Raw genomic sequence first — 12,874 nt, forward strand, 5'->3', positions numbered from 1 at the left:
TTTTTAGAACTGAGTAGATAATGAGAATGTAAATGTTCTCGCAAACGGATAATCAATACCTCTTTCTGCCTGGATTGTGGATGTTCTCCATACATCATTCAGGTTGAGCGCGCAACGCAGATTGTTCATCCTGTAACGTTTGGCTACCGCAGGCGGAACGTTGTACGCGACATAAACTGATCTCAGTTCTATTACATTGTCCTTCTGTACAAAACGGGAAGAAGTTCGGGTAGAACCATGATCTGCTATGTCTTTGTATAAGGCATGATCACCAGGTACCTTCCACCGGGAATCAAGCACGCGCTGATCCACATTATACCGCGGATCTGCGTTCTCTACGCGGTCTACCAGGGTCTGATTATAAAGGTCTCCTCCACCTTTTCCATAGAACCTCACCTCAGCCATCCAGTTTCTGTAATACATACCAGCGCCAAATGTACCTTCTACCTTCGTCGTCATATCTCCTACCGGCACCATATCTTTCACGCTATAGGTATGTGTATAGGTTCCGTCTTTTTTTACAAAGATCTCTTTACCATTCTCAGGATCAATCCCCATTGATCTTACTGCATAGATGGTGTTGAGTGATTCTCCTTCCTTAAAACGCAGCAATGGAACGGAATTCAGATCAGGATCAGATTCCTGTTTATCATCTACCTTGTCGTTGTAGCTCTTCAGTGCGTTAGAAATCTTGGTGATCTTATTCTTATTGGTCACCAGGTTAGCAAACATGTTGAAAGACCAGTCTTTACCTTTCAGTACGGTACCGCGGATGGTTAATTCAAAGCCTCTGTTGATCATTTCACCCAGGTTGGCTTTGTACTCCGTAAAACCGGCAGATGGCGGCACAATGATATCAGCCAGGAGATCTTTGGTGAGCTTGTAGTAGTAACGTGGATTCATGTAAAATCTCCCGTTAAACAGATCAAGTTCTATACTCGCGTCATAGTTCCTGGTACGTTGCCATTTCAGCGCCGAGTTACCATAGGCTTTAAATACGGCGCCAACGCCAGTGGAGTACCAGTCATTGCTGTAATACTGATAAGTGGTATTGGATAAATAGGACGGGAATGATACATCGCCGGTCATACCGGTAGTAGCCCTTAATGTAAGCTGAGATATCACATTACGTGGAATGAACTTTTCATTGTGAACATTGTAACCTATACCGTAAGACCAGAAGGTAGCCATTCTCGAATCAGTACCGAATTTGGAAGAGCCGTCCGTCCGGATAGTACCATCCATCAGGAACTTATTCTTATAGGAATAGTTAGCATAAAGGAAAGAACCTGCCAGCCTGTCCTGGGTATATTCTCCCTCAGGAGAGCCATCTATTTCATAACGTCGTGCAAATCCAATCTGGGAGAACCGGTCATTGGAAAACCCTTGCGCTACAAATGCTTTCCTGTCATTCGTTCTGTTCTGGATATTGGTAACCAGTGAAAGGTTGAGAAAGTGATGGCGGAGCTGTTTTGAATAACTCAGTGTCATACTACCATCTGCCTGCCAGAAATTTTCATCAGCGAAAGTATACTTACCACGATCTTTCAAAGCGTCTCCGGTCACGTTATAGTAATCGTTACTCAGAGGAGACACAAATCTGTCAGCCGTTGATCTTCTTTTTGTGAGACTGATCTGTCCCCTTAATCTTAACGCCTGGCTAATCGTCCACTCGCCGGAGAATGCATCCATGAATTCCACGTATTCAGACTTGTCCACACTTCCGGTAGTAGCTTCATACAGCGGATTTAATACAGGTACTGTGGTAGGCGAAGCGGCAGCGCCGGTCCGGAAACTCCATTTATCTATTTCGCGTAACAGTCTACCGGCAGAATCCGTCATCGGATAGTAAGGGTTCATTCTCACATAGGTTGAAAACTCCCGGTAAGGCGATTCCCTACCATCCACCTGCGAGATGGAGATCTGGTTTCTGAACTGAACTTTATTCTTTACATTATATGACAGGGATGCGGCCAGCCCGTAACGCTTCCTGTACGAGCCTTTCATTACACCATTGTTGGTCTGGTAACGTACATCGATACCATATTTCACTGTTGGTGTTCCTCCTTCAAGATACAGGGAATGTTTATGTCCCAGGTCCACCTGGAGTGGTTGCGATAACCAGTAAGTGTTTACGCCGCTCAGCACGTTTTTCTTCTTCTGGTAATACTGCATTTCCAGGTCAATGGGATTGCTTACCTCATCAGACACATACAATTTAGCCAGCCGTTCATATTCCAGTTTGTCAGCCGCATTCAATACGTGGTAATCAGAAAGATCTGGCGCATTTAAGGTCATTTCATAACCATAGTTCACCGTCAGTTTACCTTCTTTCGGTGTTTTCGTATTAATGACTACAACGCCGTTGGCCGCTCTGGAACCATAGATAGCGGTAGCTGCCGCATCTTTTAATAAAGTAATGGAGGCAATCCTGTTCGGATCAAGGTCAAATATGCTTTGCACATTTACCTCATAACCGTCCAATATAAAAGTAGGTTGATTGGTTACGCCTGTCAGCATACTGTTCCTGGTTAACTTGGAAACATCTGCACTGGGCAGCGCTGTGGTACCTCTCACATTGATATTAGGTATCCGGTTTGGATTAGACCCCAGAATATTATTTTCTACCAGCTTGAAGGATGGATCATAGGCCTGAAGACTGCTTAGTACGTTCTGGGGGTTTACTCTCTTTACATCATCAGCGGTCAATACAGTGGCAATACCTGTAAAGCTCTCTTTCTTGATCTCATAATATCCTGTTACCACCACGTCTTTCACAGCCTGTACATCTGTCTTCAGACGGATGTTAAGGACAGTCTGCCCTTTTAATACAACTTCCTGCGATTTAAAACCGATGAAACTGAAAATGATATGCGCGTTCTCAGGAACATTCTTCAGTTCATACTTACCATCATTACTGGTATGTACCCCGTTGTTGGTTCCTTTTACTACCACGGTTACTCCTGGCAGTGATATACCTGCATCATCCGTTACTGTACCGGTAATGGTAATGGCCACTGGCTTTTGTTGCTCTACCGTTTCTTTTTTTTCCACAGGAGGCACAGGTTTAGGCGCAGGAGCCGGCACGTCCTGTTTGTATATAACATACACGTTTGCTCCTGCCTCTTCTGCCTCCAGCTTAAGTGGCCTCAGAAAACGGTTCAGATACTGTACGAAGTTTTCAGATGCTGATTTCGCAGCAGGAGGTTCTGTCTGAATACTCCCGATACTCTGACCGATGTAGTTAATTCGCACTTTATACCTGGTCTCTAATGAAGCAAGGACCTCTTTCAGTGATTGCCGTCCGGCATCATGCTGATTAGTACTCTCCGACGAAAACAGCTGCTGCTGTTGATAATAATGGTTCTTATCCGCTGCATATCCCATGACAGGCAATAGTAACATTAGGGCAGCACGACTCCCCATACACCTAAAGTAGTTTTCAGGCATAAGCAATAATTAAGATTGGTTGATTTATGAACTAGACGCTATTGGTTGTTTTCTTTCCTGATGCTGTAATTGTTATTGTCCTTCTTTTCGATAACCACATGTAAGGAACGAGACAAAGTCCTGAAAAATACGTCTACATCCGACATAGGTATACTACCTGTAAATAACTCTTTCTGTAAATCCTGACCTGTTATATTTAAATTGATTCCTAAATTTTCCTGTAACACTATAGCCACTTCCGCTATCGGCGTTTCATTAAAGACGAACATGTTATCAAGCCATGCGTTGTAGTCTACAGGGTTTACGTTCCTGCGTGACAACTGACGGGTAGCAGTAGAGTAGCTCACCATTTCACCTGGCTTCATTTTTATATCCTGCTGACCATCACCATTCAGTTTTAATTTTACAGCTCCATTATTTAATATCACTCGTGTCATTACTCTTCTGGTGTTCACATTAAATTCAGTAGCTATCACCTGTACATCCACATCTGATGTATGTACCAGGAAAGGAGCACTGTTATTGTCGTGAACAACTGAGAAAAAGCCTTCCCCGTTTAACCATATTTCACGCTTTCCATTCCTGCTGATGCTACATCTGAGTGTAGAATTGGCATTCAGCCTTACTATTGAGCTATCCGGCAAAACTATTTTCTTAGTTTCACCATAGGTAGTGACATAGTTAAGCTCTATGGCCTTCCCGCGATGCAGGAAGAGCCAGCCGGCAACAGCAAGTACTCCGAGGAAAACTGCGGCATAGCGCCACATGGCAAAGACAGATGTTCTCTGAGGAGTTTCCTGGATAGTATAGGCAATCCTGCTCCAGACTTCTGCCTGATCTTCCACAGTAGGCGTGTATTCTTCGGTTCCTATCATCAACAGTACATCACGGGCTTCCTCCACTGTATTACGTTGATCAGGGTTTTCACGCATCCAGGTTTCCCAGAAAAGCTCAGTATCGCGGTCCGGATGTTCAATCCATTTACGAAACAGTTCATCATGTAAAAAATCCCTTACTGTGTAATCTTTGTAATCCATAAATGGGCGCTACTCAGCTAAGCTTTAATTAGTAAAAGCAACAGGATCGAAAAATCTTAGCGTGTTTTTCGAACTTTTTTTAAAAAAAATATAAAATATTTAGAACCTCATGTCCTGATTCCCCCAGGAAATGATCAAAACCATCAATTCCCCACTATGATTTTTGAGATAATTCAATGCCTTTGATAATAATACATATGTGGAGTTAACACTTAGTGACATAATTTCGGCAGTTTCCTGGGTAGACAGTCCCTCATAATATCGCAGGTAGAGAATTTCTTTCTGGCGTTTAGGCAATTTGTCGATCACCCTGCCCAGTTTCCTTTTCTGCTCATCATGAGATTGCTGGTCTATGAGCTTTTGTTCATGCGACGGCATATAAGACTGGTTATCAGGGCCTGAGCCACCTAATAGCCTGAATATTCCATCTCTCCGGCTATGCTTTGCGATGTTTCTTTTAAGGCTCGCGAACAGGTAAAATTTGATATTGTCCGTCACCGACAGATTAGCACGACTATGCCACAGTGTTACAAAGAGATCATGTATACAGTCTTTTACCCGGCTGCTATCCGCGTGCAATTTCATCCCATACTTATACAACGACGGGAACCATTTATTATATATGAAGGCCAAAGCGCCCTCATCTCCATTTATCAGCCTGCTCCAAAGCTCCTGATCTGAAAGGCCGGTATACCAGATCTCCTCCAACTATTACCTTTTAAATTATACTATCATATATGGTGGCCTCTAAAAATATGGAAGATGTTGCTGGCATCAAAATTGAATAATAAGATTCACATTGACTTTACACAACTTTAAAATCTATTATTATGAATTCAAAAACACTGCACAAAGGGCTGTTAGCTGTTGCTATTACGGCTTCAGCGCTTTTCTTTGGTCAGCAAAGTATAGCCCAGGGCATCGACAGTACTGCAAAAAAAATAGGTAAGAAAACGGCCGCAGTAGCTAATAAAACTGCCAACAAAACCGCTTCCGTGGCTGTGAAAGGGGCCATGAAGATCACTGATAAGACCTATAAAGGTAAGGAAGGGCCTAACGGAGAGACTGTATATATCGATAAAAGCGATAGAAAATACTATGTGGATGACAAGGGTAAAAAAGTCTATCTGCAGCCATCACAGATACATGATAAGAAAGAAAAGTGATGAAAATAGTGAAGGGACGCCTTTGTAAGGACGTCCCTTCACTATTTTTATTATTAGTATCTAACTCATTTCACTAAGTTCCAGCCAGCGCATACCTTTCTCGTCCAGCAGCTGGAGAATTTCACCGACACGGCGGGACAATGGCTCCAATTGTTCATAGGGCAGATCGCCTGCGCCCATTTTTGCATCTATCTCTTTCTTTTCTGCCTCCAGCGCTGCAATATCTTTCTCCAGCAGTTCCAGTTCCCGTTTTTCTTTAAATGACATTTTTTTTGCCTCCGGTGCCGGGACAGCTGCCGCTACTGGTTTTTCCGCAGCCTTATTTTCACTACGCGCCTCTTCCTTGTCTTTTTCTGAACGTTCTTTCTCCCAGTCCCTGTATTGGGTATAGTTCCCCGGGAAATCACGTATTTCTCCCTCTCCTTCAAACACAAACAGGTGATCCACCAGTTTATCCATAAAATACCTGTCGTGGCTTACGATAATGATACAGCCCTGGTAAGATAACAGGAACTCCTCCAGTATGCTCAGCGTTGGCAGGTCAAGGTCATTCGTAGGTTCATCCAATACCAGGAAGTTCGGATTCCGGAACAGGATGCTCAACAGGTGCAATCTTCTTTTCTCTCCCCCGCTCAACTTGGAGATATAGGTATACTGCTTTTCCGGCGTGAAGAGGAATAATTGCAGGAACTGCGCTGCGCTCACCTTTGTGCCATCTGCCAGAGGGAAGTTCTCCGCAATGTTCTTCACGAACTCTATCACCCGCATGTCCTCTTTTACGATCAATCCACGCTGGTCGTAGTTACCAAACACTACCGTATCGCCTGTGTTGATCTTACCGGAATCGGGCTGTTCCAGTCCAAGCAGCATATTTACGAAGGTAGACTTCCCCACCCCGTTCTTTCCCACTATCCCTACACGTTCTCCTTTTTTAAAGGTGTAGTCAAACCCCTTCAGGATCTTCAGATCTCCGAAGGATTTATATACTTTTTTCAGCTCAATGATCTTTCCGCCCAGGCGGGTCATTTTCACATTCAGTTCCAGCTGCTGTCTTTCCAGTCGTACACTGGCCCTTTCCTTTACGTCTTCAAAAGCATCTATACGGGACTTGGACTTTGTAGTACGGGCTTTGGGCTGTTTCCTGATCCATTCCAGTTCCTTGCGGAACACATTTCTGGCTTTCTCCACACTTGCCCTGTCCTGTTCTTCGCGGATTGCTTTCTTTTCCAGGTAATTCTCGTAATCTCCTTTATAAATGAACAGCTGTTGCTGGTCAATTTCCATGATCTCATTGCAGACACTATCCAGGAAGTAACGGTCGTGCGTTACGAGCAGCAGGGTCACGTTCTCCTGGTCGAGGTAATTCTCCAGCCATTCGATCATACTAACATCCAGGTGGTTGGTAGGTTCGTCCATGATCAGCAGGGTATGGCGATGCTCAAATCCAATGTCTATCAATACCTTGGCAAGCGCCACACGTTTGAGCTGTCCTCCGGAAAGGTTGCCCATTTTCTGATCCAGGTGATGGATATTAAGCTTCCCGAGTATCTGCTTAACCTTGGAATCAAAGTGCCATGCGTTCAACTCATCCATACGCTCAATGGCTTTGGTGAGCTTATCAATGTCCGGCTCCTGTTCCTGATCGTCTGTCAGTATTTCATAGTCCCTGATGGCGGCAAGTACCGGATGGGACTGAGTAAACATATGCTCAGAAATAGATTTCTCCGGTTCAAATGCAGACTGTTGCTCCAGCATTACGACCGTTACATCCTTATGTATCCAGACAGTGCCGGCGTCAGGCGATTCCTGTCCACAGAGGATGCGGAGTAATGTGGATTTACCGGCGCCATTCAGGGCAACCAGTGCGATCTTGTCTCCCTCTTCTATATGGAAAGAAATGTCCTTGAAAAGCGGCCCTGCGCCAAAAGTCTTTGTGAGTCCTTCTACGGTAACGTAATGCATGGCGCGAAGTTAGTAAAATGTAGGATGCCTCGCAGCCGGAAATAAAAAAGCCTCCTGGTTGAACAGGAGGCTTTAAAAAAGTTATTCTTCAATTATTTATAAATCATAATACAGCTGGCGGAAGGAACTTCTCAAACCTACCTGGAAAATCAGCTCATTGTTCTTCCACTGGTTATTGCTTTCTCTTCTTGCCGTAACTGAAGCTTCCAGGCGGAGATTATATTTCGGGTTCAGCAGGTAAGCTGCTGTTCCCTGTACATACAGCAGATTGGTCTTAAGTCCCTGACCAATGTGGTTGCCAAAATCTACTGTACGGGTGGTATAAGATTTATTAATGTCCTTTCCATAATTCACACCTGCTGTATCCAGTCCGTATTTAGCCAGAGTGATCTGTCCACGGAGGAATATGCGTTTATACCTGAAGTCTGCAATATTCACCCATTCTACGAAGTTGGCCCCCATCGGGTGCGCCAATGGTTGATTATAGTGACCATAGTTATTCAGCGTGGTACGCTGGGAGTATGTATATGGTCTTGCGGCATTCACTTCTGTCAGGAAGTTCAGATTACGAACCTTAAAGAGATCGTTGGAACGGAAGCCTACCTGGCCACCATATTTGTTGGCCCACCAGCCCTTACCGGCAGTTATTTCACTGAACTTGAATTCATCCAGGATAAACTGTCCGTAGAAGGTACTGTTCCTGGATGGTGCATATTTCACATTCAGGCCTAAGAGGGCATTATCAGGAGAGCCTACAGAGAACTCCACAGGACGGAGGAAAACGATCGGGTTCAGGTAACTGACATCAAATCCACGTTTGCCTGTGGAATCAGAATCCTGCCAGATCACCGCTTCAAATAATCCGATAGAAATCTTCTTGCTTACATTCCAGTCCAGGTAATTGAATACGCCCCATTTCTTCCTGTAGCCATTATCGTAAGAAGCTTTTGGATATTGCATATCTATGAACTGGGCCCACATAGTGGTATACTGGACCCTGCCCAGATTCGCGATAATTTTCAGGAATGGATAATTGAAAGAAGCATCAGACAGTAACATGGAACGATAACCGTCGCCGATGAAATTCTTGTCATATCCCAGCTGGAACACAAAATGTTTTCCTGCCTTATAGTCGATCAACGCGGAAGAATATGCATAGTCAAATGCTGTATTATGAGAATAGCCCTTCCATTCGCCCTGTCCTGGTACGATCCTGTTGGCCCTGCCAAACGCATCCAGGTAAGCAGGCATCTTAGCCTGGTTCTCGTAAAACTCTGCCCGGAATGTCAGGTTCTTTCCGATAGTACCACCGGCAATGACACCACGGGTATTTAACCATGTTGTGCCTCTATCATTGCTATGACCTACCATAAGATCCGGGAGGATGCTGGCGTAAAATGTGTAGTCGTCTTCGTGAACCTCCAGCAGATGCTCGCGGAATAGTTTCCGGTAGAGCCAGCTCTGCTTACGCGTCGTATCTCCTTTGGGAAGATCGAAACTGGGCTCAATAGAGTAATCTCTCAGAGAAGAGTGATAACCATTACTGTCTGAACCGGATTGGTAGAAGCCCAGTGAATACTGGCGCCCGATACTTTGTGCATGTGCAGTATAGCTAAAAGGGATACTTAAGCAAACCAGAACAAACACAGGGGTGATACATTTCTTGAACATAAAGGAAAGAATTTGCTTGCCGCTGCAAATATAAGCGTTTAGCAGGTTAGGCCATAGTACTATATTCTATAGATTAATTCCTTTCTTTTATACTTTATTGTTATACCTCATATTTCAAATACCGAAGATGACATCAACCATCAGTATGCAGGGATAAAAGACACTGTTATTAAAACACCCTGTCTTTAATATCAGCATACACACTGGCTATACCTTCTTCCAGCCCTATGGAGGCCTTCCATCCAAAACCATGCAGTTTGCTTACATCCATCAATTTCCGGGGTGTGCCATCTGGTTTGGTAGTATCAAATACCAGTTCTCCTTCATAACCTGTTATCTTTTTCACCAGTAACGCCAGGTCTTTGATGCTGATGTCTTCTCCTACACCAATATTAACCAGGCCTTCTTCATTATAGTGCTGCATGAGGTAGAAACATGCATCCGCCATATCATCAGCATGCAGGAATTCACGTAAAGGTGTACCCGTACCCCAGACTACCACTTCCGCTGCATTGTTCTTCTTCGCTTCATGGAATTTCCGCAGTAATGCCGGAAGTACATGAGAGTTTTTCAGATCACAATTATCATTGGGGCCGTAGAGGTTAGTTGGCATTACTGATACGAAGTTACAACCATATTGCGCTCTGTATGCATCACACATTTTAATGCCTGCAATCTTTGCAATGGCATATGGTTCGTTCGTAGGTTCCAGTAATCCTGTCAGCAGATATTCCTCTTTCAGTGGCTGAGGTGCCAGTTTAGGATATATACAGGACGATCCCAGGAACATCAGTTTCTTCACATTATTCAGATATGCATGATGGATCACATTATTCTGGATCATGATGTTCTCATAAATGAATTCAGCCCTAAAGGTGTTATTCGCAACGATCCCTCCTACTTTGGCTGCCGCCAGGAAAACATAGTCAGGGCGTTCTTCGGCAAAGAATGCCGCTGTAGCCTCCTGGTTACGCAGGTCCAGTTCTATGGAAGTCCTGGTTACAATATTATTAAAGCCATCCTTCTGTAAGCGCCTTACAATAGCGGAGCCTACCATTCCCCTGTGCCCGGCTACATAGATCTTATCCGTTTGTTTCATAGATTATTCGTATTGACTAAATATCTTAAATCCTGCTTCTTTCAGTAGTTTCTCGCGGCGGAATAATTCCAGATCTGCATGTACCATCTCTTTTACCAGGGCGGGCAGATCATACTTAGGCTGCCATCCCAGCTTCGTCTGGGCTTTGGTAGGATCCCCAATTAAAAGGTCCACTTCCGTGGGCCTGAAATATCTTGGATCAATAGCAACAACTTCCTGTCCTGGTTGTACCGCCGTCAGGTGTCCTTCCATACTTTTGATAACACCTTTTTCATTAACACCTTCTCCTGTAAATTCCACTTCTATGCCTGCTTCTTCAAAGGCCATCCTGATAAACTCCCTTACAGGAGTAGTAATACCGGTAGCAATCACATAATCTTCGGGTTGGTCCTGCTGCAGGATACGCCACATGGCCTCTACATAATCCTTCGCATGTCCCCAGTCGCGCTGTGCATTCAGGTTGCCCATATATAGTTTGTCCTGCATACCCAGTGCTATCTGCGCTACTCCACGGGTGATCTTCCTGGTCACGAAGGTTTCTCCGCGTAACGGGCTTTCGTGATTGAACAGGATACCGTTACAGGCGTACATATTATACGCCTCCCGGTAATTGACCGTGATCCAGTAGGCGTACATTTTTGCAACAGCGTAAGGAGAACGTGGATAGAAAGGAGTTCTTTCAGATTGCGGCACTTCCTGTACTAAGCCATACAATTCGGAAGTAGATGCCTGGTATATTTTGGTTTTCTGTGTTAAACCCAGTAAACGTACTGCTTCCAATATTCTCAGCGTACCTATGCCATCCGCATTAGCGGTGTATTCAGGTGTTTCAAAGCTCACCTGTACATGACTCATGGCGCCAAGGTTATATATCTCATCCGGTTGCACCTGCTGGATAATACGGATCAGGTTCGTGGAGTCGGTAAGATCTCCATAATGGAGCCTGAAGCGTACATCCTCATCCTGGGGATTCTGATAGAGGTGGTCAATACGGTCGGTGTTAAACAGGGAACTACGGCGTTTTATACCATGCACATTGTAGCCCTGGGCAAGTAATAATTCACTTAAATAAGCTCCATCCTGGCCTGTGATGCCGGTAATTAAAGCAGTCTTCATATTTGGAGTTCAGTTATCAAACAAATATAGCTAATTACAGAGCCAGATTTGTATTACTGTTCGAGAGCTTATTGTTAGATTTAATAAAATCTGCCTTTATGTTCTTATTAAAATTGACGTCAACGTTCTTATAAACTTCGTTGGTGACCTTCTGAGGTCTTTTGTCATAGTAAACACCCACTTTACTTTTTGTCAGGTTGTTGAATTTATTGTCGCTAACCTGCAGGTTATCTTCATACACTTTCAGAAAGGAATTGCCAACGATACCTGAATTGGGCGTCATATTAAATGTATTGCCGGAAATAACGGAGTTCTGCCTGGTATCGTTTTCTGAATAGAAAGAGATCAGGGATCTTTCGTCTTTACTTCTGACCCTTATCAATTGAGGATTGTCAGGAATACCTTCATTACTGAGGTAGTTATTAACAATCGATATCGGCTTTTGCGGACCTGTATGCAGATTGCCATAAACGCATATAGAAAAATCAGAGCCTATTAATTTATTATTCCTGATCATGTGCCCACCGAAATCACCTTCCAGGTGAATATCTCTGTCATAACCACTCACGGTGTTCTTTTCGATAGTAGCGCCGTCACAGTTATATTCGATCACAATGCCTGCACGGCCAAACTGTTTGGTAACAGCCAGGTCATTTATGATCTGGTTTCTGAGTATTGAAATATTGGTTGCATTGTTCACATAAACACCATCTCCATATTCATCGGAAGGCCCACCTTTTGCCGTAGGCGGATTCGCACCCCAACAATTAAGAATTTTATTGTCGGTTATATCAACATTGGTAAACCTGTTTGCAATCGGATTCTTCTGATAATTCCAGTTACGCACATTAATCCCTTCTCCGTATATATTTCTCACTGTGAGATTGCTGACAGACACAGACTTCAGGTTAAAGCAGGCCACTCCGCTTGCATACACATCATGCTTCCCGAAGTAAGGATGGCTGGGTGAATAGGGTACGTTGTTTCCCACCAGCTCCAGTTGACTCAATTGCACATTACCGGCAGGCTTATTAGGATCTGATTCAAAAACAAAAATGCTTTCGAGCTTATCTGTAATAATTACAGGATAATTTCCCTTTGCATCCGGCTGCCCTTTCACAGACAATAAATTATTGTCCTTTAAATAAAAATAAATGGCTTTGTTGATCCTGTATTTCCCGGGTGTTAGTACGGCGACCCCGTTATTTGTATAGGCATCCTTGATACAACTTTGGATAGCCGCTTTATCGTCCGTCACACCATCCCCCTTTGCCCCATAGTCTTTCAGATAATATTCTTTCTTTTGTGCGGTGAGCTGATAACAGCTTAATACGATGATTATCAGCGAAAAGATCTTCTTCATGACAATTGAT

General features: G+C 43.9%; 9 protein-coding genes. 1 reads left to right on the forward strand and 8 read right to left on the reverse strand.

The features are described 5' to 3' along the window. Positions 1–3: 3 nt before the first annotated feature. The 3 genes from BLR32_RS19290 to BLR32_RS19300 form a co-directional block, all read right to left on the reverse strand. Positions 4–3,426: a SusC/RagA family TonB-linked outer membrane protein gene (locus BLR32_RS19290; protein ID WP_245705465.1), complete on the reverse strand. Its 3,423-nt coding sequence runs from the start codon at positions 3,424–3,426 to the stop codon at positions 4–6. Between the two features lie 62 nt (positions 3,427–3,488). Next, positions 3,489–4,487 (reverse strand): FecR domain-containing protein, encoded by a 999-nt coding sequence (locus BLR32_RS19295; RefSeq protein WP_089834480.1) that lies wholly within the window; start codon positions 4,485–4,487, stop codon positions 3,489–3,491. Positions 4,488–4,586: 99 nt separating this feature from the next. Further along, positions 4,587–5,195: an RNA polymerase sigma factor gene (locus BLR32_RS19300; protein WP_089834481.1), complete on the reverse strand. Its 609-nt coding sequence runs from the start codon at positions 5,193–5,195 to the stop codon at positions 4,587–4,589. A gap of 122 nt (positions 5,196–5,317) precedes the next feature. Here BLR32_RS19300 and BLR32_RS19305 point away from each other — a divergent pair, with 122 nt between their 5' ends. Further along, positions 5,318–5,653, forward strand: coding sequence for a hypothetical protein (locus BLR32_RS19305; protein ID WP_089834482.1), 336 nt, complete (start codon positions 5,318–5,320; stop codon positions 5,651–5,653). Positions 5,654–5,713: 60 nt separating this feature from the next. Here the strand turns inward: BLR32_RS19305 and BLR32_RS19310 are convergent, their stop codons facing one another. The 5 genes from BLR32_RS19310 to BLR32_RS19330 all read right to left on the reverse strand — a co-directional run bounded on the left by BLR32_RS19310 (position 5,714) and on the right by BLR32_RS19330 (position 12,864). After that, positions 5,714–7,615: an ABC-F family ATP-binding cassette domain-containing protein gene (locus BLR32_RS19310; RefSeq protein ID WP_089834483.1), complete on the reverse strand. Its 1,902-nt coding sequence runs from the start codon at positions 7,613–7,615 to the stop codon at positions 5,714–5,716. A 96-nt stretch (positions 7,616–7,711) separates the two neighbouring features. Further along, entirely contained in the window at positions 7,712–9,286 is a 1,575-nt protein-coding gene (locus BLR32_RS19315) for a hypothetical protein (protein ID WP_089834484.1), read from the reverse strand. 169 nt (positions 9,287–9,455) lie between these two features. After that, a complete protein-coding gene (gene fcl, locus BLR32_RS19320; RefSeq protein ID WP_089834485.1) occupies positions 9,456–10,385 on the reverse strand; it encodes a GDP-L-fucose synthase in 930 nt (309 codons plus the stop codon). Between the two features lie 3 nt (positions 10,386–10,388). Further along, complete coding sequence (gmd, locus tag BLR32_RS19325) at positions 10,389–11,501, reverse strand: GDP-mannose 4,6-dehydratase (protein ID WP_089834486.1); 1,113 nt, start codon at positions 11,499–11,501, stop codon at positions 10,389–10,391. Between the two features lie 34 nt (positions 11,502–11,535). Further along, complete coding sequence (locus tag BLR32_RS19330; protein WP_176842345.1) at positions 11,536–12,864, reverse strand: glycosyl hydrolase family 28-related protein; 1,329 nt, start codon at positions 12,862–12,864, stop codon at positions 11,536–11,538. Positions 12,865–12,874 lie beyond the last annotated feature (10 nt).

The sequence above is a fragment of the Chitinophaga filiformis genome (genome assembly GCF_900102545.1).
GTDB lineage: Bacteria > Bacteroidota > Bacteroidia > Chitinophagales > Chitinophagaceae > Chitinophaga > Chitinophaga filiformis.